This is a genomic window from Cellulomonas sp. Marseille-Q8402 (genome assembly GCF_965119525.1).
In genome coordinates, this window is record NZ_CBCPLX010000001.1 from 1,479,707 (window position 1) to 1,502,350 (window position 22,644).

Sequence of the window (22,644 nt, forward strand, 5' to 3'; positions counted from 1 at the left end):
GCGCGCCCGCTCGCGGGCAGCCGCGGGCCGCGGGCTACTCGGCGGGCGTCGGCGGGGCCGGGTCGGCCGCGAGGGCCCACCGGATCGCGCGCGTGACCGCGTGGCCGCCGCCGCGGGCGAGCGTCGCGTCCAGCCACGGCACGTCGGGCAGGCCGAGCGGGGCCCGGGCAGCGCGGGGCAGGCCCGCGATCGCCGCCGCGCTGAGCACCGCGTAGGGCAGCCGCGCGGCGGCCGGCAGCGGCGGGTGCACCAGCAGGAACCGGGCAGCCTCGCGCGCCTCGGGCGTGCCGCGGAGCTCGGGCAGGTAGGAGTCGAGCGCGTCCCGCAGCCCCGCCGCCGTCTCCGGCAGGTCCTCGGCGCCGAGCGCCCGCCCGACCCGCGCGCCCTGCGCGACGTAGGCGTCGCAGCCCGCGGCGTCGAGCGGGTCGGCGCCGTACCGCTGGTGCGCGGCGAGGAACGCGTGCGCCTCCGTGACGTGCACCCAGCGCAGCAGGTGCGGGTCGGACGCCGCGTACGGCTCGCCCTCGGCGGTGACGCCGCTGATCCGGTCGTGGATCGCACGCACCGTCCCGATCACCTGCTCGGCGTGCGCCGCGGTGCCGAACGTCGTCGTCGCGATGAAGGTGCTCGTGCGCTGCAGCCGCCCCCAGGGGTCGCCCCGGTACCCGGAGTGCGCGGCGACGGCGGCCATCGCCCGCGGGTGCCAGGACTGCAGCAGCAGCGCGGTCAGCCCGCCGACGAACATCGACGCGTCGCCGTGCACGCGGCGGATCGCGTCGTCCGGGCCGAACCAGCGGGTGCCGGGCGTGGTGTGGATCCGGTCGCGCACCTGGTCGCCGCGCGGGCCGGCGACCCGGGCGAACAGCTCGCCGCCGAGCCGGCTGCGGAGCGTGGGGGTGGAGGTGGTCACGGGCCGATCCTCGCCCCGCGGGCGCGAGCCTGCCAGCGCGGCCTCGCCGCAGGCCGGTCCTCACGTCGCCGGCCGGGAGATCGGGGGGTGGCGCGAGGATCCGCCGGCGGTGCGGCCCGGGCCCTACGCGGCCTTGATGAACGCCTTCACCGCGTCGGCGACCAGCTGCACGGCGATGGCCGCGAGCAGCAGGCCGGCGATCCGGGTGACCAGCGTCGTGCCGGAGTCGCCGAGCAGGCGGTGGATCACCCCGGCGAACCGCATCGCCAGCCAGAGGCAGACGTGCACCAGCACGATGCCGACGGCGATCGCCGCCCAGTCGGCGAGGGTCCCGTCGCTCTGCTGCACGAACACCATCACCGCGACGATCGCACCCGGCCCGGCCAGCAGCGGCGTGCCGAGCGGCACCAGCGCGACGTTGACCTTGGTGTTCCCGGACGGCTGCGGCTCCTCGGACTTGCCGGTCAGCAGCTCCATCGCGACCAGCAGCAGCAGGAGCCCGCCGGACGCCTGCAGCGCGGGCAGCGAGATGTGCATGTACGACAGCAGGCTCTGCCCGAACACCGCGAACGCCAGGATGACGCCGAACGCGACGAGGATCGCCTGCCGGGCCGCCCGGTTGCGCTGCTGCCGGGTCATGGTGCCGGTCAGGCCGAGGAAGATCGGCACCGTCCCCGGCGGGTCCATGATGACGAACAGGGTGATGAACACCTCGGAGAGCAGCCGCCAGTCGAGCACGGCGCTCATCGTCCCACCACCGCGGTGCGTCCCTGGCGCTCGATCTCCGCGAGGACCTCGGGCGCGGTCGTGTTCTCCCCCAGCAGGTTGTGCTTGCCGGTGCCGTGGTAGTCGCTCGACCCGGTGACGAGCAGGCCGAGCCGGTCCGCGAGCGCCGTCAGCCGGGCGCGCTGCTCGGGCCCGTGGTCGCGGTGGTGCACCTCGAGCCCCGCGAGGCCGGCCTCGGCGAGCTCGGCGATGACGGAGTCGGGGACGATGCGGCCGCGGCCGTCGGCGCCGGGGTGCGCGAACACCGGCACCCCGCCCGACGCGCGGATCGCCTCGACGGCCTCCGTCGCCCCGGGCGCGTAGTAGGGCACGTAGTAGCGGCCGCGGGCGGACAGCAGGTTCGCGAAGGCCGCGCCGCGGTCGGGCACCACGCCGAGCGCCACCAGCGCGTCCGCGATGTGCGGCCGCCCGACGACGGTGCCCGGCGCCTGCTGGGCCAGGACGTCGTCCCAGGTGATCGGGAGGTCGGCACCCAGCCGCTCGACGATGGCGCGGCCGCGGTGCAGCCGGGCCTCGCGGGTCTGCGCGACCAGGTCGCCGAGCGCCGGGTGCGCCGGGTCCTGCAGGTAGGACAGCAGGTGCACGCTGACGTGCCGGGACAGCGCGGACACCTCGGTGCCGGGCACGAGGACGATCCCGTGCGCGCGTGCGGCGTCGGACGCCTCGGCCCAGCCGGCGGTGGTGTCGTGGTCGGTCAGCGCGACGACGTCCAGGCCGGCCGCGGCCGCGGACGCCACGACCCCGCCGGGCGGTTCGGTGCCGTCGGAGGCCGACGAGTGGGTGTGGAGGTCGATGCGCACCGCGGAAGCCTACTCACCGGTACGCGGTCGCCCCGCACCTGCCGCTCAGGTGGCGCGCGCGGTGCCAGACTGAACCCCATGGCGACCGACCCCACCCCCGAGACCCCCGAGACCCCCGCGCCCGCGCTGTCCGAGCCGGCCCCGGCCGAGCAGACGCTCGCGGACCGCGGCTCGAACCGCAGCCAGCGCCCCCAGTCCGCCGCGTTCCTCGACTGGGTCACCTCCGGCTGGGCCGAGCGCCCGGCGAGCACCGCCGTCGCCGGCGCCGCCGCCCCGTTCACCGCCGCGCGGCGTGCCCGGCTGGCCGCCGCGTTCCCCGGCGAGCGGCTGGTCGTCCCCGCCGGCGCGTACAAGGTCCGGTCGAACGACACGGACTACCGGTTCCGCCCGCACTCCGCGTTCGCGCACCTGACCGGGCTGGGCGCCGAGCAGGAGCCCGACGCCGTCCTGGTGCTGCACCCGGCCGCCGACGGCGAGGGCGACGAGCTGCCCGACGGCGGCCGCTCGACGCACCGCGCGGTGCTGTACCTGCGGCCGCTGGCCGGCCGGGACACCGAGGAGTTCTTCTCCGACGCCCGGTACGGCGAGTTCTGGGTCGGCCCGCGCCCGACGCTCGAGGACATGGCGACGGTCACCGGCATCACCACCGCGCACAGCGACGACCTGCGCGACGCCATCGCCAAGGACGCGGGCGCCGACGGCGTGCGCGTGCTCGTGGTGCCCGGCGTGGACGAGGCCGTGGAGGCCGTCGTCGAGGAGATCCGTGCGGCCGAGGACGCCGGCGAGCGCGACGCCGCGCTGGTCGAGGCGCTGTCCGAGCTGCGCCTGGTGAAGGACGCGCACGAGGTCGCCGAGCTGCGGTCCGCCGTGGCCGCGACCGCCGAGGGCTTCGAGGAGGTCGTCCGCCGGCTGCCCGACGCCGTCGCGCACCGCCGCGGCGAGCGGGTCATCGAGGGCACGTTCCTGTCCCAGGCCCGCGTCGAGGGCAACTACGTCGGCTACGAGACGATCGCCGCGGCCGGGTCGCACGCCACCACGCTGCACTGGACCGACAACGACGGCCAGGTCCGTGCGGGCGAGCTGGTGCTGATCGACGCCGGCGTCGAGGTCGACTCCCTGTACACCGCCGACATCACCCGCACGCTGCCCGTCGACGGCACGTTCACCGACGCGCAGCGCCGGGTCTACCAGGCGGTGCTCGACGCCGCCGACGCCGCGTTCGCCGCGGCCGTGCCGGGCAACCGGTTCCGGGACGTGCACGCCGCCGCGATGGAGGTCATCGCCGCGCGGCTGGACGAGTGGGGCATGCTCCCCGTCCCCGCCGCCGAGTCGCTCGCCCCCGAGGGCCAGCAGCACCGCCGGTGGATGGTGCACGGCACGAGCCACCACCTCGGCCTGGACGTGCACGACTGCGCGCAGGCCCGCCGGGAGATGTACCTGGACGCGGAGATCGTGCCCGGCATGGTGTTCACCATCGAGCCCGGTCTGTACTTCCAGGTGGACGACCTGCGCGTCCCGGAGGAGCTGCGCGGCATCGGCGTGCGGATCGAGGACGACGTGCTGATCACGGCGGACGGCAACGAGAACCTGTCGGCCGCCCTGCCGCGCACGCCCGAGGACGTCGAGTCCTGGATGGCGGGGCTGCTCGCGCGCTGACCCCGACGTGCCGACGGCCCGGTCCCCTCGCCGGGCCGGGCCGTCGGTGCGTGGCGGGGTGCTCAGTCCTGCTTGTCCGGGGCGCCGCCGGGCTGCTCGGAGTCCGTCGGCGGCTGCGGGGCGAGCTGCCCGTAGCGGGGCTCGCCGGTCGGCTGCGGCGCGCGCTGGCCGTACCGGGGCTCCCCCGTCGGCTGCGTCGGGGGCACCGGAGCACCCGGCGCCTGCCCGGGCTGCGCGAGCTGGCCGTACCGCGGCGGCGTCGCGGGCTGCGTCGGCGGGGCCGCGGGGTGCACCGGCGTCACGGGCGGCACCGGCGTCGCCGCGCCCACGCGGACGCCGCCGACCTCGCGCAGCATCTGCCGGGCGTCGTGCGCCCGCTCGGTCGCGCACAGCACCGCGTACTGCGACGCGACGATCTGGCTCTGCGAGGTGAAGTCGCGCCGCCCGCGGCTGGTCGCGTACACCAGCACCGCGAGCAGCAGGCCGGCTGCGCCGCCGAACAGGACGGCGGCGAGCAGGATCCCGGAGTTGCCGCCGGCCATGAGGAACAGCAGGCCGATGAACACGCCGAACCACGCGCCCGAGCCGAAGCCGCCGACCGCGACCCGCGCGTACGTCAGCCGGCCCGTCACGCGCTCGACCATCCGCAGGTCCGTGCCCACGATCGTCACGAGCTGCACCGGGAACTGGTGGTCCGAGAGGTGGTCCACCGCCTTCTGCGCCTCCAGGTACGTGCCGTAGGACGCGACGGTCTCGCCCTGGGGCAGGGTCGGGGTGTTGGGGACGCGGGCACCACCGGTGAACGACATGGGCCCATCCTCGCCCCGGCAGGGGTGCGGACGCCAGACGACTGGGCCGTTACGCAGGCACTTCGTGGCTGGGGTGCAGGCGGTTCCCAGCCTCGTCCGGGCTGCAGGACGGTGACGGCGGTCACGGCGCTCCGCACCTGCGACCCACCACCCCCGCGTCTACGCTGACCACCGTGAGCGGCTCCGGGACCCGAGTGTTCGTCGCGCGCCTCGCCGGTACCTCCGTCTTCGACCCCATCGGTGACCAGGTCGGCCGGGTGCGCGACGTCGTCGTGCTGCTCCGGCCCAAGGGCGCCCCGCGCGCCGTCGGCCTGGTCGTCGAGGTCCCCGGCAAGCGGCGGGTGTTCGTCCCGCTCACCCGGGTGACCGCGATCGACGCCGGGCAGGTGCTGTCGACCGGCCTGGTGAACATGCGCCGGTTCGAGCAGCGCCCGTTCGAGACGCTCGTCGTCGGCGAGCTGTTCGACCGCACGGTCCAGCTGGCCGACGGCTCCGGGTCGGCGGCGGTCGAGGACGTCGCGATCGAGCGGCAGCGCAACGGCGACTGGCTGGTCTCCAAGGTGTTCGTCCGCAAGCACCGCCCCGGCCGCGGCGGGCTGCTCCGCCGGCGCGGCGAGCCCGAGCTGCTCGACATCGACGCGATCGCCGGGCTGGCCCGGACCGCCGCCGACGCGCAGGGCGCCGCGCTGCTGCTCGCGCAGTACGACGAGCTCAAGCCCGCCGACCTCGCCGACGTGCTGCACGACATGGGCACCACCCGCCGGATGGAGGTCGCGACCGCGCTGGACAACGAGCGGCTCGCCGACGTGCTGGAGGAGCTGCCCGAGGACGACCAGGTCGCGATCTTGTCCGGCCTGGAGCGCACCCGTGCCGCCGACGTCCTCGAGGCGATGCAGCCGGACGACGCCGCCGACCTGCTCGGCGAGCTGTCCGACGACCAGCAGGCCGAGCTGCTCAGCCTGATGGAGCCCGAGGAGGCGCGGGACGTCCGCCGCCTGCTCGCCTACGAGGACAACACCGCCGGCGGCCTGATGACCACCGAGCCGGTGGTGCTCGGCCCCGAGACCACCATCGCGGCGGCGCTCGCGCACGTCCGCCGCCGCGAGCTGACGCCCGCGCTGGCGTCGATGGTGTTCGTCGTGCGGCCCCCGCTGGAGACGCCGACGGGCCGGTTCATCGGCGTGGTGCACCTGCAGCGCCTGCTGCGCGAGCCCCCGCACGAGGCGATCGGCACGCTCGTGGACACCGACATCGACCCGGTGCCCGCCGACGCGCCCCTGCTCGCCGTCACCCGGCGGCTGGCCACCTACGACCTGCTCGCCATCCCGGTCGTCGACGACGAGCGCCGCCTGCTCGGCGCGGTCAGCGTCGACGACGTCCTCGACCACCTGCTGCCGGAGGACTGGCGCGAGACGGACGAGGAGGTGCAGCCCGAGCCGGCCGCGCCCGCACCGCGGGGAGGCCGCCGTGGCTGAGCGGCTCGACACCCCGAAGACCGCGCGTCGCAGCATCCTCCCGAAGCTCGAGGAGGACGCGTTCGGCAAGGTCTCGGAGGGCATCGCCCGGTTCATGGGCACGCCCAAGTTCCTGCTGTGGCTGAGCCTGTTCTGCCTGGCCTGGCTGACGTGGAACTCCTGGGGACCGGACGCGCTGCGGTTCGACAAGGCCGCCAACGGCTTCACCGCCCTGACGCTGATGCTGTCGCTGCAGGCGTCGTACGCCGCGCCGCTGATCCTGCTCGCGCAGAACCGGCAGAGCGACCGCGACCGGGTGCAGGCGGAGCAGGACCGGCAGCGCGCCGAGCGGAACCTCGCCGACACCGAGTTCCTGGCCCGGGAGATGGCGGCGCTGCGCATCGCCCTGTCCGAGGTCGCCACCCGCGACTTCGTCCGGTCGGAGATCCGGAACCTGCTGGAGGAGCTGGTCGAGGACCGCGAGCAGGCCGAGGACGACGCCGCCGACGGCTCCCGCGACCGGGCCGAGCGGGACCGGGTCGAGCGCGGCCGGGCCGACCGGGCCCGGGACCGGGACCAGCGCGCGGCCGCCGACGACCGCGGCCGGGGCGCCCCCGCCTGACCGGCTGTCCCGGCCGGTCCCGCCGGCCGGTCCCGCGGGTGCGCCTCCGGGCGGACCTACGATGAGCGGTATGCCGCTGGACACCCGTGACCCCGAGGCCGTCGCCGCCGCCGTGCGGGAGGCGCTGACCCGGGTGATCGACCCCGAGATCCGCCGACCCATCACGGACCTCGGCATGGTGCGGTCCGTCGACGTGGACACCGCGTCCCCCGACGGCGCCCGCGTCACCGTCGGCATCGACCTCACCACCGAGGGCTGCCCGCTGCGCGACACCATCACCCGGGACGTCACCGCCGCGGTGCAGGCCGTCGAGGGCGTCGCCGCGGTCCAGATGGCGCTCGGCGTGATGAGCCCCGAGCAGCGTGCGGCGCTGACCGAGCGGCTCCGCGGGGGCGCCGAGCCGGTCATCCCGTTCAGCAAGCCCGGGTCCCTGACCAAGGTGTTCGCGGTCGCGTCGGGCAAGGGCGGCGTCGGCAAGTCGTCCGTGACCGCCAACCTCGCGGTCGCGATGGCGCAGCAGGGCCTGCGGGTCGGGGTGCTGGACGCCGACATCTACGGCTTCTCGATCCCGCGGATGCTGGGGGTGACGCAGCCGCCGACCCGGGTCGACGAGATGCTGCTGCCGCCCATCGCCCACGAGGTGAAGGTCATCTCGATCGGGATGTTCGTGCCGCCGGGTCAGCCGGTGGTGTGGCGCGGGCCGATGCTGCACCGCGCGCTGCAGCAGTTCCTCGCGGACGTGTTCTGGGGCGACCTGGACGTGCTGCTGCTGGACCTGCCGCCCGGGACCGGCGACATCGCCATCTCCGTGGCGCAGCTGCTGCCGGGCTCCGAGCTGGTCGTCGTCACGACCCCGCAGCTCGCCGCCGCCGAGGTGGCGGAGCGCGCCGGCTCGATCGCCACCCAGACCCGGCAGGGCGTGGTCGGCGTCGTGGAGAACATGGCGTGGCTCGAGCAGCCGGACGGCTCCCGGCTGGAGCTGTTCGGCTCGGGCGGCGGCGCGCGCGTCGCCGAGGGGCTGTCCCGGTCGACCGGGAGCACCGTCCCGGTGCTGGGCCAGGTGCCGCTCGACATCCGGCTGCGCGAGGCCGGGGACAGCGGGACGCCGGTCGTCCTCACCGACCCCGGCTCCCCCGCCGCGGTGGCGCTGCGCGAGGTCGCGACGACCCTGACGTCGCGGTCGCGCGGGCTCGCCGGGATGTCGCTGGGGCTGACCCCGGTCGGTCGCTGACCCGCGCGTCAACGCCGGCTTGACGACGACGCCATGTCAAGCCAGGATTGACGCATGTCCAGCGACGAGCACGGCGCAGCACCGGGCAGCACGACCCTGCGCGACCACGTGGCGCGCGCCATCGAGGCCACCGACCCCACCCTGGCCGAGCGCCTGACCCACGACGCCACGGCGTACCTGGAGCTGGTCGCCCTGTCCAGGGCAGCGCGCGCCGAGACGGACGTCCTGCTGGCCGCGGCGGTGACGTCCGCGCGCGGCGCCGGGTGCACCTGGGAGCAGGTCGGCGCGATCCTCGGGATGACCCGGCAGGCCGCGCAGCAGCGGTACGGCCGGGCCGGCGGGCACCCGGACCCGGCGCCCGAGACCCGGGAGCTCCGTCCGCTGACCGCGTTCAACGAGATGGCCGTCCTCGCGCGGGCGGGCCGGTACGGCTGGCGCAGCGTCGGGTACGGCGCGCTGTTCCACACGGTGGTCCGGGAGGACCGGCAGTGGGAGCACACCCGCACCTTCGGCCGGCCGCCGCAGGGCGAGGGCTGGCAGCCGGTCGGATCAGGCTGGGGGTGGTGGACCTACTGGACCCGCCCCACGTCCGAGCCCGCGCTTCCGGGCGACCCGCCGATCGCGGAGCTGCTGCACGGCTGAGGGCGTGGCGCGCCCGCGCCGATGTTGGTTCGTGTGCGGTCGTGGTGGATACTGTCGCCCGTGCTCGCGAGTCAACGGCAGGACCGCATCCTGGCCGGCGTGCGCGCCCACGGAGCCGTGCGCGTCGCCGACCTGGTGGAGCAGCTCGACGTCTCCGAGATGACCGTCCGCCGGGACATCACCGAGCTCGACCGCGCCGGGCTGGTGCGCCGGGTGCACGGCGGCGCCGTCGCCCCCGACGGGTCCGGCCGGCCGACCGACGAGCCGGGCTTCGAGGAGAAGAGCACCTGGGCCACCGCGGAGAAGGCCGCCATCGCGACCCTCGCGGCAGGCACCGTCGAGCCCGGCCAGTCGATCGCCCTGTCCGCCGGCACCACCATCCACCTGCTCGCGCAGCGGATCGCCGCCGACCCGGCGCTGCGCCCGCTCACCGTCGTGACCAACTCGCTGCCCGTGGCCCAGACGCTGCACCGGGCCGTGGCCGGCTCGCCCGGCGCCGGCGCGCTCGACGTCATCCTCACCGGGGGCACCCGCACGCCGTCCGACGCCCTGGTCGGCCCGGTGGCGGACACCGCGCTCGCGACCCTGCGCGTGGACCGGCTGTTCCTCGGCGTGCACGGCCTGGACGCGTCGGGGCTGATGACGCCGAACCTGGCCGAGGCCGCGACCGACCGCGCGCTGCTCGCCTGCAGCGGCCGCGTCACGGTGCTCGCCGACCACACCAAGTGGGGCGTCGCCGGACTGGCCCGGATCGCCTCGCTCGAGGAGGTCGACGTCGTGGTCAGCGACGCCGCCCTGCCCGGGCCCGCCCGCACGGTGCTGGCCGACGCCGGCTGCACCGTGCTGACCCCCGACTCCCCCGCGTCCCACCACGCGGCGTGCGACCACCCCGAGGAGCGTTGACCCCCATGGAGCAGCAGCACGAGCCGACGACCGCACCCGTGTGGGTGGGCGCCTGGGAGCCCGCCGACGGGGACGCCCGCGTCCGCGCCCTGTTCACCGAGCGGTTCGGCGCCGAGCCCGACGGCACCTGGTCCGCGCCGGGCCGCGTCAACCTGATCGGCGAGCACACCGACTACAACGGCGGGCTCTGCCTGCCGTTCGACCTGCCGCACCGCACCTACGTCGCCGTGCGCCGCACGGGCACGGGCGTCGTCCGGCTGGTGTCCGCGCAGGAGACCACCGGCACCCGGGAGGTCGTGCTGTCCGAGGTCGCCCCCGGCACCGTGGCGGGCTGGCCGGCCTACGTGGTCGGCGTCGCGTGGGCGCTGGCCGAGGCCGGGCACGAGGTCGGCGGCTTCGACATCGCGGTCGACTCCTGCGTGCCCTACGGCGCCGGGCTGTCGTCCTCCGCGGCGCTCGAGTGCGCGGCGGCCGTCGCGGTGGACGCGCTGTTCGACCTCGGCCTGGCGGGCACCGCCGAGCAGCCCGACGACGCCGGGCGCGCCACGCTCGCGGCGGCCTGCATCCGCGCGGAGAACGAGATCGCCGGCGCCAGCACCGGCGGCATGGACCAGTCGGTCTCCCTGCGCGGCCGCGCCGGGCACGCCCTCCTGCTCGACTGCCTGGACGGGTCCGTGCGGCACGTCCCCTTCGACCTCACCGCGCACGGCCTGGCGCTGCTGGTCATCGACACCAAGGCGGAGCACGCGCTGAACGACGGCCAGTACGCGGCCCGGCGCGCCTCCTGCGACGAGGCGGCGTCCCGGCTCGGCATCGCGACGCTGCGCGAGATCGACCCGCACGGCCTCGGCGACGCGCTGGCCGCGCTCGCCCACGGCACCGGCCCGGTGGGCGAGGGCCGCGACGAGGTCGAGGTCCTGGTCCGCCGCGTGCGGCACGTGGTCACCGAGATCGCCCGCGTCGAGGAGTTCGTCGCCCTGCTGGACGAGGACCGCGTCGAGGAGGTCGGCCCGGCGATGGACGCGTCGCACGCCTCGCTGCGCGACGACTACGAGGTGTCCTGCCGCGAGCTCGACGTGGCCGTGGAGGCCGCCCGCGCGGCCGGTGCCCTCGGCGCCCGGATGACCGGCGGCGGGTTCGGCGGCTCCGCGATCGCCCTCGTCCGCGCGGACGCGGTGGACGCGGTCGCGACCGCGGTCGCCGCCGCGTTCGCGGACCAGGACCTGCACGCCCCCGCGTTCCTGGTCGCGACCGCCAGCGCCCCCGCCGCCTGAACCCCCACCCCCCACGCGAGCCTCAGCCGCGCCGAGACTGCAGCAGCTGCGGGGTTCCGCTCCGGCGAACCCCGCAGCCGCCGCAGTCTCGGTGGCCGGACGGTGCCGCAGAACCCGTCCGCAGAACCAGCCCCGGTAGTCCGGTTCGCGCGGTAGCGTTCGGCGCGAGATAGCGCGCGGCGGACCGGCCGCGCGCGTGCACCCGAGGAGGCGCCGTGGGCGTCACGCGCCGGATCGTCTTCCCCGCGATCCGCATCGTCCTGTGGGCGGTCATCGCCGTCGCCCTGGCCAAGATCGCCTTCACCGGCGCGGACCAGGCTGCGCAGGCCGAGGACCCGCTGCAGCCCTCCGTCGAGGTCGCCGAGCCGCAGGTGACGGTCGCGACGGGCACCGTGACCAACACCGTGACGGTCACCGCGTCGGTGGTGAGCGACCCGGCGGCGCCGGTCCGCGCGACGATGGCGGGCACCGTCCACCGGCTCCTCGCCACGGAGGGGCAGGCGGTCGCCGCCGACACCCCGGTGCTCGAGCTGCGGTCCGAGACGCCCGTCGAGCCCACGGTGACCACGGACCCCGAGACCGGCATGCAGACGGTCACGGAGAACAAGCCGAAGGTCGCGCGGGAGACCGTGCGCGCCGGCACCGCGGGCGTGCTGCACCTGAGCGTCCTGAAGGACCAGGTCGTCGCGGTCGGCGACACGGTCGGCACCGTCGCACCCGGCACGCTCTCCGTGCAGGGCACGCTGACGCCGGACCAGCAGTACCGGCTGATCGACGCCCCGGGCGAGGCGACGGTGACGCTCAAGGGCGGGCCGGCCCCGTTCGTCTGCACCGGGCTCCGGATCGGCGCGGCGGCGCAGGCCACGGCCCCCGAGGACCCCGCCGGTGCGGCACAGCCCGACGCCGCCGCCCCGACGTCCGGCACCGTCGCCTGCGCGGTGCCCGCGGAGGTCACGGCGTTCGCCGGGCTCGGCGCCGACATCGAGATCGTGAACGGCACCGCCGACGGCGCGCTGCTGGTCCCGGTCACCGCCGTGCAGGGGTCCGTGCAGAACGGCAACGTCTGGGTGGTCGCCGCCGACGGCAGCACCGAGCAGCGCGCCATCGGCCTGGGCCTCACGGACGGCCAGCAGGTCCAGGTCACCTCCGGGCTCGCCGAGGGCGACACCGTGCTCGAGTACGCGCCGGTGTCCGACCTGCACGAGGTGGACTGCACCGACCCCGCCACCGCCGACCCGACCGTCTGCGGCGGGTGAGCATGCTCGAGCTCACCGACGTCACCCGCTCCGTCCGGCTCGCCGACGACCGGGTGCTGCACATCCTCACCGGCGTGACGCTGCGCGTGGACGCGGGCGAGCACGTCGCCGTGGTCGGCCGCTCGGGCACCGGCAAGTCGACGCTGCTGAACATCCTCGGGCTGCTGGACGCACCGACCGACGGCGAGTACCTGCTCGACGGCGTCTCCACCCGGCGGCTCCCGGGCCGGCGCCGGGCACGGCTGCGCGGGGAGTCGTTCGGCTTCGTCTTCCAGCAGTTCAACCTGCTCACCGGGCGCACGGTCCTGGAGAACGTCGCCGCGCCCCTGCTGTACGCGCGCGGCCGGCAGTTCTGGTCCCGGAACCGGCTCGCCGCCGAGATGCTCGAGCGCGTGGGCCTCGGGGACCGCCTCGAGGACATGCCGGACCGCCTGTCGGGCGGCGAGCAGCAGCGCGTCGCGATCGCCCGGGCGCTGGTCCGCCGCCCGCGGGTCATCCTCGCCGACGAGCCCACCGGCGCCCTCGACGTCGACACGGGCACCGCGGTCATGACGCTGCTGGACGAGATCGCCCGGGAGTCCGGCGCGGCGCTCGTCACCATCACGCACGACCTCGCGGTCGCCGCCCGGTCCGGCCGGCACTACCGGCTCGCGGACGGCGTGCTGGTCCCCGTCACCCTGGTCTCCCCCGACCGGCCCGGGTCGCTCGCCGAGTGGGTCGGCGACGTGCCGGTGCTGGGCGCCAGCACCGACGGCGTCCCGGCGCCGCGCACGATCACCGCCGGGGACGCCTCGTGACCGGCCTCGCGGGCGCGCTCGTCGAGGCGTGGGACGAGCTGCGGGTGCACAAGCTGCGGGTGCTGCTGTCGCTGATCGGCGTCGCGGCGGCCGTCACCGCGATCACCGGCGTCACCGCCGCGGTCGAGATGCTCGGGCAGGCGACGCGGGAGCAGTCCGAGCGCTGGGTCGGGCGCGACACCACGCTGACGGTGTACGCCTACCCGATGACGGGCACGGGCGACGCGGTCCGCGGGACCGCCGCCCTGGACGACGTGGTGGAGCGGTACTCCGTCGCGTACGCCTCGCGGGTCACCGGCGGCCAGATGGCGGTGGACCTGCCGGGCGGCACGCGGCTGCTGAACGGGCAGGTCGTGGACCCCGACTACGGCGTCATCCACCGCATCGTGCCGCACGAGGGGCGCTGGTTCGCGGACTCCGACGTCGAGCGGCTCGCGCCGACGCTCGTGGTCAACGACGCGTTCCTCGCGGAGCTCGGGGTCGAGGACCTGTCCACCCACCCGACGGTGGTGATCCAGGGCCAGCAGGCCGTGCGCGCCGAGGTGGTCGGCGTGGTGCGAGACCAGTACCCGGAGGAGGGACCGACGTACACGGTGCTCCTGGACCAGGCGGACCGGTGGGGCCTGGCCGCCGACCCCTGGGGCATGGGCGCGTCCGTGCCGGTGCTCGAGCTCTGGGTGCCGCCCGGTGACGTGCCCGCGTTGAAGGAGCGTGTGACCCAGGACCTGCAGGCGGCGCTGCCCGGCTGGCAGGTCGACGTGTCCGAGCCGATGGGCGACTCCGACGTGCTCGACTCCGCGTCGCGCTGGGTGATCATCGCGGTCAGCGGCTTCGCGCTGCTGCTGGGCGGCCTCGGGCTGCTCAACATCGCGCTGGTCACGGTGCGGCAGCGGATCCGGGAGATCGGCATCCGGCGCTCGTTCGGCGCGACGTCCGGGCGCGTGTTCTTCGGGGTGCTGCTGGAGTCGGTGGTGGCGACCCTCGTGGCCGGCGTGGTCGGCGTGGTGCTGGCCGTCGTCGCCCTGGACAACCTGCCCGTCGAGCGCCTGCTCGGCACCGGGCTGCAGGACGCGCCGCCGTTCCCCGTGTCCGCCGCGCTGACCGGCCTCGCGTGCGCCGCGGGCGTCGGCGCCGTGGCGGGTCTGCTGCCGGCGCTCTGGGCGGTCCGGGTCAAGGTGATCGACGCGATCCGGTACTGATCAGGCAGGTCGCCGCGGGAGGCGGCCCGCGTCCTCGTGCAGCGCGAACAGGACCGAGTACGGCGTCCCGTCCGGGGTGGGACGCCGGTCGGCCAGCTCCGCGAAGAACGCGTCCACGCGCGTCATGAGCTCCTCGTGCTCGGCCGCGCTGAGCCGCACGCCGAGCCGGGTCATCCGGACGGAGTCGGGATCGGCCTCGGTTACCTCCTCGACGAACGTCGACAGCATCAGCTGCCACTTCCCGGGGAAGTCGGGCGCGCGCCACGACTTCTTCGTCGCCCGGTAGGGCACCTCGCGGGAGCCGCGGGCGCCGCGGCGCACCGGCTCGGCCGCGAGGAACCCGCGGTCGACCAGCGTCCGGACGTGGTGCAGCACCGTCGCCGGGTTCCGGCCCAGCCGGTCGGCGATCTCCCGGTTGGTCAGCGCCTCGTCGAGGCACAGCCGCAGGATCCGGAGCCGGACCGAGGAGGCCAGGGCGCGGGCGTCGGCGTCGAGCTCGGCCGCGTCGGGTGCGGCGGCCGCGGGATCGGCGGAGGTCATGGCGACGATCCTACTCACTGATTGACATCTCCCAATCAGTGACGCCATCCTGACGGCATGACCTCACCCGCCCCCGGCGTGCCCCCGCTCGACGCGGCACCCGCCCGTCGCCGGTCGCTCGCCCGGCACCCGGACTTCCGCCGGCTGTGGACCGGTGACGCCCTCTCCCAGCTCGGCTTCCAGCTGACGGGGATCGCGCTGCCGGTGCTCGCGGTGCGGGACCTCGGCGCGACCGAGTGGCAGATGGGCCTGCTCACCGCCGCCGAGACCGCCGCGTTCCTGATCATCGGCCTGCCGACCGGTGCCTGGGTGGACCGGATGCGCAAGCGCCGGGTGCTGATCACCGCCGACCTGGTGCGCGCCGCGACGCTCGCCGTCGTGGTCGCGCTGGCCCTCACCGGCCACGCGTCGATGGCGGTGCTCTACGCGGGCGCGCTCGTCATGAGCGTCGCCACGGTGTTCTTCGACGTCGCGCACCAGTCGTACGTGCCGGGGCTGGTCGGGCTCGAGCACATCGGCGAGGGCAACGCGAAGCTGCAGGCCACGCAGTCCGTCGCGGGCGTGGCCGGACCGGCGCTCGGCGGAGCGCTGCTCCGCGTGGTCGCCGCGCCCCTGCTGCTCGCGGTGAACGCCGGGACGTACCTGGTGTCGGCGCTCGCGCTGTCCCGGATCCGGAAGGTCGAGGAGCTGCCGCCCGTCGCCGGCCGCCGCTCGCTCAAGGTGGAGATCGCCGAGGGCCTGCAGTTCGTGCTGCGCCAGCCGCTGCTGCGCCGGATCGTCGCCTGCACCGCGATCGGCAACCTGTTCACCGCGGCCGCCGGCGCCGTGACGGTGATCTACGCCCTGCGCGAGCTCGGCCTGGACGCGGCCGCCTACGGCACGGTCCTCTCGGCGTCCGCCGTCGGCGGCCTGCTCGGGGCCGTCAGCTCCGACCGGCTGGTCCGCTGGGTCGGCGAGGGCCGGGTCATCCCGCTCGCCGCGCTGGCGTTCGCCCCGGGTGCCGCGCTGACGCCGCTCGCCGTGGTGCTGCCGTTCCCGCCGCAGGCGACGCTGATCGCGGGCGGCGTGCTGTTCTACGGCGCCGTCGTGGTCTACAACGTCGCCCAGGTCAGCTTCCGGCAGCGGGTCTGCCCGCCGCCGCTGCTCGGGCGGATGAACGCGTCGGTGCGGTTCATCGTGTGGGGCACCACGCCGATCGGCGGGCTGCTCGGCGGCTGGATCGGGCACACCTGGGGCGTGCTGCCGACGCTGTGGGTGGCCGCCGCCGGCTCGGTCCTCGCCGCCCTGCCCGTGCTGCTGTCCCCGCTGCTGGGGATGCGGGAGCTGCCGGGCGCGCCGGCGCCCGCGTAGAGCGGGACGCCGGCGTCCTCGTCACGTCGGCGCCCGCGCCGGGGCCGTCGCGTCAGACGTCGTAGGTGACGACCACCGGGGCGTGGTCGCTGAACCGGGCGTCGTACGTCGCAGCCCGGTCGATGTCGACCGAGCGCACCCGGTCGGCGAGCCCCGGCGTCGCGAGCTGGTAGTCGATCCGCCACCCGGAGTCGTTGTCGAACGCCTGCCCGCGCCAGGACCACCAGGTGTACGGGCCGGGGCCGTCGCCGCCGTGCTCGCGGCCGAGGTCGCGCCAGCCCTGCTCGTCGAACCAGGTGTCCAGGTAGGCCCGCTCCTCCGGCAGGAAGCCGGCGGCCGTGCGGTTGCCCTTCCAGTTCTTGATGTCGACCTCGCGGTGGGCGATGTTGAGGTCGCCCGCGACGACCGCGTCGTGCTCGCCGCCGGCGAGCTCGGCCAGCCGCTTGGTCATCACGTCGAGGAACGCGAACTTCTCGTCCATCTTCGGGGTGCCCGCCTGGCCCGAGTGCACGTACGCCGACACGACGGTCAGCACGCGCGGCGCGGCACCCTCGGCGGCGGGGAGCTCGAGGTCGGCCTCCACCCAGCGCCCGCTGTCCGTCGGCACGCCCGTGCCGATGCCGATCCGGACCGCGCGCATCGGCAGCCGCGAGGCGATCGCGACGCCGGCCCGGCCCTTGGTCTCGCTGGCCTCGTGGGCGAGGTGCCAGCCCTCGGCCGCCAGGTGGTCGGCGAGGATCTCGTCGGACGCCCGCACCTCCTGCAGCAGCAGGACGTCCGGCCGGCGGGCCTCGATCCAGTCCCCCATCCCCCGCTTGAAGGCGGCACGGATCCCGTTCACGTTCGCAGTCGCTACCGTCAGCACGCGGACCATCCAACCGCACGCCACCGACACGACCCGCCACGCACCCTCAGCCGGCGCCCGGCTCCCGCTGCGACGCCCGCTGCGACGCCCGCTGCGACGCGCGCTCGACCAGCGCCGCGACGCCGTCGAGCATCAGCCGCAGCCCCCAGTCGTGCTCCTCCGCACCGGCGTCCGGCTCCCCGTCCGGCGGCTCCGGGTCGAACGCCCCCGCCGCCACGGCCTCGGCCAGCACCGGGTGCCGCTCGGGGTCCGTCACCGCGCGCAGCACCGACGCGTAGTCCATCAGCGCCGGGTGCGGGACCGCGTCGCCCTCCGCCGCCCGGGCCGCCCGCACCTCGGCGGCGACGACCTGCCCCTCGCTCAGCAGGTGCAGCGACAGCCGCCCGACCACCGCGGTCTTCTCGGCCCAGGTGAGCGGCGTGCCGCTCAGGGCGCGCAGCCCCCGGTCGATGAACGCCACCCGCGCCGGCCCGGGCAGCGAGGCGGCGACGGGCGCCTCGACCGTCCACGGGTGCGCCCGCGCCAGCCCGAGCTGGTCGTGGCACCAGCGCTCCAGCTCGCGGCGCCAGCCGGGCACGCCGTCGTCGGGCCGGGGCTCCTCGTCCGCGCGCTCGGCGTCCGCCGCCGCGACGGCCTCGGCCAGGGCCGTCTCCATCATCAGAGCCAGCAGGTCGTCCTTGCTCGACACGTACCGGTAGAGCGCCATCGTCGTCACGCCCACCCGCTCGGCGACCCGTGCCATCGACACGGCCGCGAGCCCGTCGGCGTCGGCCAGGGCGATCGCCGCGTCCGCGATCCCGGTCGGCGTGAGCCCGGGCCGGGGCCCGCGCCGGCCGGCCGGCGCGGGCCGCCACAGCAGCGCCAGACCGGGCGGCAGCGGGGCCGGGTCCTCGTCGATCTCCGGCTGCGGCTCCTCGGCAGCGAGCGCCCGCAGGCGTGCGCGCTCGACCTGACGCGCGGCCCGCTGCGCAGCGAGGTCCGCGTCGAGCGCCGCCTTCTGCGCCTCGCGCTCGGCGCGGTCCGCCTCGCGCTCGACCTCCCGGACGGCGCGCTCCTGCTCGGCGCGCAGCCGCTCGCTCTCCTTCTCCGCGGCGCGCAGCGCCCGGTCGCGGTCCCGCTGCGCCTTCTCGGCGTCGCGGCGCGCCTTGTCCCGGTCGCGCTCGGCGCGCGCCGCCTCCTTGTCCGCGGCCCGGGCCGCCTTCTCCCGGTCCTTGCGGAGCGCCTCGGCCTGGCGCCGCGCCTGCTCGTCGTCGGGCTGCATCGCACTCCTTGACCGTCCGGGTGACAACTGTGTACAACATACACAACGGACGATCCGTGTACGACGTAGACAGAAAGGAGCGGGCGATGGAGACGCTCATGATCGAGACCCGGGCGCTGCGCAAGGCGTTCGGTCCGACGACCGTGCTGACGGCCGTCGACCTCGCGGTGCCGCGCGGCCAGGTGCTCGGCCTGCTCGGGCCGAACGGCGCGGGCAAGACCACCACGGTCGAGATCCTCAGCACCCTGCTGCGACCCGACGGCGGGACGGCGACCGTCGCCGGCCACGACGTGGTCCGCGAGGGCGACCGGGTGCGGGAGGCGATCAGCCTCACCGGCCAGTACACGGCGGTGGACGAGCTGCTCACCGGCCGGGAGAACCTGCGCCTGATGGCGCGGCTCGCGCACCTGCCCCGGCTCGAGGGCCGGCGGCGCGGCGAGGACCTGCTGGACCTGTTCGAGCTGGGCGACGCCGCCGACCGCCTCGTCCGCACGTACTCGGGCGGCATGCGGCGACGGCTCGACCTCGCGGTCAGCCTGCTGACGCAGCCCCGGGTGATCTTCCTGGACGAGCCGACCACCGGGCTCGACCCCCGCAGCCGGTCCGACCTCTGGGCAGTCATCCGCGACGTGGTCGCGGGCGGCGCGACCGTCCTGCTCACGACCCAGTACCTGGACGAGGCCGACGCGCTCGCCGACCGCGTGGCCGTGCTCGACCGCGGCCGGGTCATCGCCGAGGGCACGGCGGCCGACCTCAAGCGCCAGGTCGGTGCCGCGCACGTCGAGCTGCAGCTGGCGGACGGGGGCACCGAGCGCATCGCCACCGACGCCTCCGTGCCGGACGTGCGCCGCATCCTCGCCGACGTCGAGCTCCGCCGGGTGCCCGTCGCGAGCTGGCGGGTCGCGGTGCCGACCCTCGACGACGTGTTCCTCACCCTGACCGGCCGGCCCACGGACCCCGCACCGGAGCCGCCGACGGCCGTCACCACCCGGGAGGCGTCATGACCACCACCACGCTCGCACCCGCCCGCACGACCGCCCCGGCCCCGCCCGGCGGCTGGGCGCTCCAGGACACCACCGCGATGATCGGGCGCAGCCTGCGCCGCTCGCTGCGCACGCCCGACACCCTGATCATGGGCATCGCCCTGCCGGTGATCCTCATGCTGCTGTTCGTCTACGTCTTCGGCGGCGCCATCCAGACCGGGCAGGCGGCGTACGTCGACTACGTGGTGCCCGGGATCGTCCTGCTGTGCGCCGGCTACGGGGCGGCCACCACCGCGGTGTCCGTCGCCTCGGACATGACCGGCGGGCTGATGAACCGGTTCCGCACGCTGCCCGTCCGCCCGGTCGCGGCGTTGACGGGCCACGTGGTCGAGTCGGTGGTGCGCAACGGCGTGTCCACCGCGCTCGTCGTCGGCGTCGCCTACGCCGCCGGGTTCCGGCCGACCGCCGGCCTCGCCGAGTGGCTGGCGGTCGCCGGGCTGGTCGTGCTGTACGTGCTCGCGCTCACCTGGACGGCCGTGTGCATCGGGATGGTGGCGTCGGGCCCGGAGGCGGCCAACGGGTTCACGTTCGCGATCATGTTCCTGCCTTACGTGTCGAGCGCGTTCGTCCCGCCCGAGTCCATGCCGCGGGTGCTCGAGGTCGTCGCCACCTACCAGCCCGTCACCCCGGTGACCGACACCGTCCGGGCGTGGCTCACCGGCGCACCGGGCGGGCAGCCCCTGGTGGCGCTCGCCTGGTGCGCCGGGCTGCTCGTCGTCGCCCGGCTCACGGCGGCGTGGCTGTTCCGGCGCCGCTCGACGCGCTGACGCCCGGCGCGCCGCTGGTCGTCCCCAGGCCCGGGCCGTGGGGGTGACCGGCGGCGTCGTCGGTGGTGGGATGGGGTCCAGCCGAACCACCCGGCCCGAGGAGGCCCCATGTCCGTCCCGACCCCGGCGAGCGCCGGGCCCGCCGCCCAGCCCGACGGCGCCGCCGGCGCCGTCCCGCCCGGCCGCGCCCTGGCCGTCGAGTCCGCGGGCGTCGACGTCATCGCCGACCGCGACCGCAAGGGCACGCCGCGCCAGCTGTTCTGGCCGTGGTTCGCCGCCAACGTGTCGGTCCTGGGCCTGTCCTACGGCGCGTGGGTGCTCGACTTCGGGGTGTCGTTCCCGCAGGCGGTGACCGCGAGCGTCGTGGGCATCGTGTTCTCGTTCCTGCTCTGCGGCGTCGTGGCGCTGGCCGGCAAGCGCGGGTCCGCCCCGACGATGGTGCTGTCCCGGGCGGCGCTCGGCGTGCAGGGCAACCGGGTCGCCGCGGTGCTGTCCTGGCTGCTGACGGTCGGCTGGGAGACGATCCTCACGGCGCTCGCCACCCTGGCGACCGCGACCGTGGTCGAGGCGCTCGGCTGGGGCGGCGGGTCCGCCGTCCAGGTGGTCGCCCTCGTCGTCGTCGCGGGGCTGATCATCGCCGGCGGCGTCTTCGGGTTCGACCTCATCATGCGGATGCAGACCGTGATCACGGTCGTCACGGCGGTGCTCACCGTCGGCTACGTCCTGCTGGTGGTCGACCAGATCGACCTGGACGCCGTGAGCGCCCTGCCGTCCGGGACCGCGCAGGCGTTCATCGGCGCGCTCGTGTTCATGATGACCGGCTTCGGGCTCGGCTGGGTCAACATGGCGGCCGACTACTCGCGCTACCTGCCGCGGCACACGTCGGGTGCCGGGGTCGTCGCCTGGACCACGTTCGGCGCCTCGCTCGCGCCGGTGGTCCTGCTCGTGTTCGGCCTCCTGCTCGCCGGTTCGGACCCGGAGCTGCGCGGCGCCATCAGCGCCGACCCGATCGGCGCGCTCACCACCGTCCTGCCCACCTGGTACCTCATCCCGTTCGCGGTGGTCGCGGTCCTCGGCCTGGTCGGCGGCGCGGTGCTGGACATCTACTCCTCCGGCCTCGCGCTCGTGTCCACCGGGCTGCCCGTCACCCGCCCGGTCGCCGCCGGGATCGACGGCGTGATCATGGTGCTCGGCACCGTCTACATCGTGTTCGGCTCGGACACCTTCTTCGGGGTGTTCCAGGGCTTCCTCATCACCCTGGGCGTCCCGATCGCCGCCTGGGCGGGGATCATGCTGGCCGACGTCCTGCTGCGTCGCCGCGACTACGACGACCGGGACCTGTTCCGCCCCGCCGGCCGCTACGGGCGCGCGCCCGCCGTGCCGCTGACCCTGCTCGCGCTCGGCACGTTCCTCGGCTGGGGGCTCGTCACGAACGCCTCCGCGGCGTGGCTCACCTGGCAGGGCTACCTGCTGGGACCCGTCGGGCTGGGCGGCACCGAGGGTGCGTGGGCGTACGCCAACCTCGGGGTGCTGGTGGCGCTTGCCGTGGGCCTCCTCGGCACCCTGCTGCTGCGCCGCGGGGCGGTCCGGCGGCAGGAGGCGCTGCCCCCGTCCGAGGACCTCGACGTCCCGCCCGTCGCGGCGGGGGCGGACCGGTGACGGCCCCCGGCACGGACCTGGCGGGAACGGTCCCCGGCCGCGCGGTCCTCGTCGCCGTCGACATGCAGCCCGTGTTCGCCGACCCGCGCAGCCCGTGGGCCGCGCCGCGGTTCGCGGAGGCGCTGCCCGTCGTGCGGGCCCTCGCCGACGCCGCCGGCCCCGGGCGCACGGTGCTGACCCGGTTCGTCGCGCCCGAGCACCCGCAGGGCGCGTGGGTGCCGTACTACGCCGACTGGCCGTTCGCCCTGCAGCCGCCGGACGCCCCGGCGTACGCGCTGGTCCCGGAGCTCGCGGACCTCGCGGCGGCGGTGCCGGTCGTCACCGCCACCACGTTCGGCAAGTGGGGGCCCGGGCTCGCCGCGCACCTGGGCCCTGGCGACACCATGCTCCTGACGGGGGTCTCCACCGACTGCTGCGTCCTGTCGACGGCGCTCGCCGCGGCCGACGCGGGGGTCGCCGTGCGGGTGGTCGCCGAGGGCTGCGCGGGCTCCGACGACGAGGCGCACGCCCGCGCCCTCGACGCGATCCGGCTCTACGCGCCGCTCGCCGACGTCGTCGACGCGACCACGGCGCACGCCGTCCTCGCCACGACCGCCTGACCGCGCGCAGCGCCGCCCGCACGAGCGCGCGAGGCCGTCACCTGCGCCCGAGGTCAGGGCTCGCGCACGAGGTCGGGGCTCGCGCACGAGGTCAGGGCTCGCGCACGAGGTCGTCACCCGCGCACGAGGTCGGGGCTCGCGCACGAGGTCGTCACCCGCGCACGAGGTCGTCAGTCCTGCGGGACGACCTCGTGCACGTGTGACGACCTCGGTGCCGGAGC

The 22,644-nt window shown here is 75.8% G+C and carries 22 protein-coding genes; 15 read left to right on the forward strand and 7 right to left on the reverse strand.

Annotated elements, in window-relative coordinates:
• Positions 1 to 34: 34 nt before the first annotated feature.
• The 3 genes from ACWPWW_RS06720 to ACWPWW_RS06730 all read right to left on the reverse strand — a co-directional run bounded on the left by ACWPWW_RS06720 (position 35) and on the right by ACWPWW_RS06730 (position 2,496).
• Entirely contained in the window at positions 35 to 910 is an 876-nt protein-coding gene (locus ACWPWW_RS06720; protein ID WP_454049563.1) for an oxygenase MpaB family protein, read from the reverse strand.
• 123 nt (positions 911 to 1,033) lie between these two features.
• Positions 1,034 to 1,657, reverse strand: a complete 624-nt coding sequence (locus ACWPWW_RS06725; protein WP_454049564.1) for a MarC family protein — start codon at positions 1,655 to 1,657, stop codon at positions 1,034 to 1,036.
• Entirely contained in the window at positions 1,654 to 2,496 is an 843-nt protein-coding gene (locus ACWPWW_RS06730; RefSeq protein WP_454049565.1) for a PHP domain-containing protein, read from the reverse strand. The genes ACWPWW_RS06725 and ACWPWW_RS06730 overlap by 4 nt, the downstream gene beginning before the upstream one ends.
• Positions 2,497 to 2,574: 78 nt before the next feature.
• On the opposite strand from ACWPWW_RS06730, the gene ACWPWW_RS06735 reads away from it, so the two are divergent.
• Positions 2,575 to 4,152, forward strand: coding sequence for an aminopeptidase P family protein (locus tag ACWPWW_RS06735; RefSeq protein ID WP_454049566.1), 1,578 nt, complete (start codon positions 2,575 to 2,577; stop codon positions 4,150 to 4,152).
• Positions 4,153 to 4,214: 62 nt separating this feature from the next.
• Here ACWPWW_RS06735 and ACWPWW_RS06740 read toward each other — a convergent pair whose 3' ends face one another.
• Positions 4,215 to 4,961: a general stress protein gene (locus ACWPWW_RS06740; protein WP_454049567.1), complete on the reverse strand. Its 747-nt coding sequence runs from the start codon at positions 4,959 to 4,961 to the stop codon at positions 4,215 to 4,217.
• A gap of 173 nt (positions 4,962 to 5,134) precedes the next feature.
• On the opposite strand from ACWPWW_RS06740, the gene ACWPWW_RS06745 reads away from it, so the two are divergent.
• The 9 genes from ACWPWW_RS06745 to ACWPWW_RS06785 all read left to right on the forward strand — a co-directional run bounded on the left by ACWPWW_RS06745 (position 5,135) and on the right by ACWPWW_RS06785 (position 14,339).
• Positions 5,135 to 6,436: a magnesium transporter MgtE N-terminal domain-containing protein gene (locus ACWPWW_RS06745; protein WP_454049568.1), complete on the forward strand. Its 1,302-nt coding sequence runs from the start codon at positions 5,135 to 5,137 to the stop codon at positions 6,434 to 6,436.
• A complete protein-coding gene (locus ACWPWW_RS06750) occupies positions 6,429 to 7,037 on the forward strand; it encodes a DUF1003 domain-containing protein (RefSeq protein WP_454049569.1) in 609 nt (202 codons plus the stop codon). Before ACWPWW_RS06745 ends, ACWPWW_RS06750 begins: the two co-directional genes overlap by 8 nt.
• Before the next feature lie 70 nt (positions 7,038 to 7,107).
• On the forward strand, positions 7,108 to 8,268 hold the full coding sequence (locus ACWPWW_RS06755; protein ID WP_454049570.1) for an Mrp/NBP35 family ATP-binding protein: 1,161 nt from the start codon (positions 7,108 to 7,110) through the stop codon (positions 8,266 to 8,268).
• Positions 8,269 to 8,322: 54 nt separating this feature from the next.
• Entirely contained in the window at positions 8,323 to 8,910 is a 588-nt protein-coding gene (locus ACWPWW_RS06760; RefSeq protein WP_454049571.1) for a hypothetical protein, read from the forward strand.
• A 60-nt stretch (positions 8,911 to 8,970) separates the two neighbouring features.
• A complete protein-coding gene (locus ACWPWW_RS06765; RefSeq protein ID WP_454049572.1) occupies positions 8,971 to 9,813 on the forward strand; it encodes a DeoR/GlpR family DNA-binding transcription regulator in 843 nt (280 codons plus the stop codon).
• A gap of 5 nt (positions 9,814 to 9,818) precedes the next feature.
• Positions 9,819 to 11,087 (forward strand): galactokinase, encoded by a 1,269-nt coding sequence (galK, locus tag ACWPWW_RS06770; RefSeq protein WP_454049573.1) that lies wholly within the window; start codon positions 9,819 to 9,821, stop codon positions 11,085 to 11,087.
• Positions 11,088 to 11,302: 215 nt separating this feature from the next.
• Positions 11,303 to 12,343, forward strand: a complete 1,041-nt coding sequence (locus tag ACWPWW_RS06775) for a secretion protein HlyD (RefSeq protein WP_454049574.1) — start codon at positions 11,303 to 11,305, stop codon at positions 12,341 to 12,343.
• 2 nt (positions 12,344 to 12,345) lie between these two features.
• Complete coding sequence (locus ACWPWW_RS06780) at positions 12,346 to 13,140, forward strand: ABC transporter ATP-binding protein (RefSeq protein WP_454050410.1); 795 nt, start codon at positions 12,346 to 12,348, stop codon at positions 13,138 to 13,140.
• A complete protein-coding gene (locus tag ACWPWW_RS06785; protein WP_454049575.1) occupies positions 13,137 to 14,339 on the forward strand; it encodes an FtsX-like permease family protein in 1,203 nt (400 codons plus the stop codon). Before ACWPWW_RS06780 ends, ACWPWW_RS06785 begins: the two co-directional genes overlap by 4 nt.
• Here ACWPWW_RS06785 and ACWPWW_RS06790 read toward each other — a convergent pair whose 3' ends face one another.
• Positions 14,340 to 14,879, reverse strand: coding sequence for an ArsR/SmtB family transcription factor (locus ACWPWW_RS06790; protein WP_454049576.1), 540 nt, complete (start codon positions 14,877 to 14,879; stop codon positions 14,340 to 14,342).
• A gap of 57 nt (positions 14,880 to 14,936) precedes the next feature.
• Between ACWPWW_RS06790 and ACWPWW_RS06795 the strand changes: the two genes are divergently transcribed.
• The gene (locus ACWPWW_RS06795; RefSeq protein ID WP_454049577.1) at positions 14,937 to 16,229 is read left to right on the forward strand and encodes an MFS transporter; all 1,293 of its coding nucleotides are present in this window, start codon (positions 14,937 to 14,939) and stop codon (positions 16,227 to 16,229) included.
• A gap of 52 nt (positions 16,230 to 16,281) precedes the next feature.
• Here ACWPWW_RS06795 and ACWPWW_RS06800 read toward each other — a convergent pair whose 3' ends face one another.
• Complete coding sequence (locus tag ACWPWW_RS06800) at positions 16,282 to 17,094, reverse strand: exodeoxyribonuclease III (protein ID WP_454049578.1); 813 nt, start codon at positions 17,092 to 17,094, stop codon at positions 16,282 to 16,284.
• A 46-nt stretch (positions 17,095 to 17,140) separates the two neighbouring features.
• Entirely contained in the window at positions 17,141 to 18,355 is a 1,215-nt protein-coding gene (locus ACWPWW_RS06805; protein ID WP_454049579.1) for a TetR family transcriptional regulator, read from the reverse strand.
• A gap of 86 nt (positions 18,356 to 18,441) precedes the next feature.
• On the opposite strand from ACWPWW_RS06805, the gene ACWPWW_RS06810 reads away from it, so the two are divergent.
• From ACWPWW_RS06810 to ACWPWW_RS06825, 4 genes are all read left to right on the forward strand, one after another.
• The gene (locus ACWPWW_RS06810) at positions 18,442 to 19,359 is read left to right on the forward strand and encodes an ATP-binding cassette domain-containing protein (RefSeq protein ID WP_454049580.1); all 918 of its coding nucleotides are present in this window, start codon (positions 18,442 to 18,444) and stop codon (positions 19,357 to 19,359) included.
• The gene (locus tag ACWPWW_RS06815) at positions 19,356 to 20,165 is read left to right on the forward strand and encodes an ABC transporter permease (protein WP_454049581.1); all 810 of its coding nucleotides are present in this window, start codon (positions 19,356 to 19,358) and stop codon (positions 20,163 to 20,165) included. Before ACWPWW_RS06810 ends, ACWPWW_RS06815 begins: the two co-directional genes overlap by 4 nt.
• A gap of 108 nt (positions 20,166 to 20,273) precedes the next feature.
• On the forward strand, positions 20,274 to 21,824 hold the full coding sequence (locus ACWPWW_RS06820; RefSeq protein ID WP_454049582.1) for a purine-cytosine permease family protein: 1,551 nt from the start codon (positions 20,274 to 20,276) through the stop codon (positions 21,822 to 21,824).
• Entirely contained in the window at positions 21,821 to 22,423 is a 603-nt protein-coding gene (locus tag ACWPWW_RS06825; protein ID WP_454049583.1) for a cysteine hydrolase family protein, read from the forward strand. Before ACWPWW_RS06820 ends, ACWPWW_RS06825 begins: the two co-directional genes overlap by 4 nt.
• Positions 22,424 to 22,644: the final 221 nt, after the last annotated feature.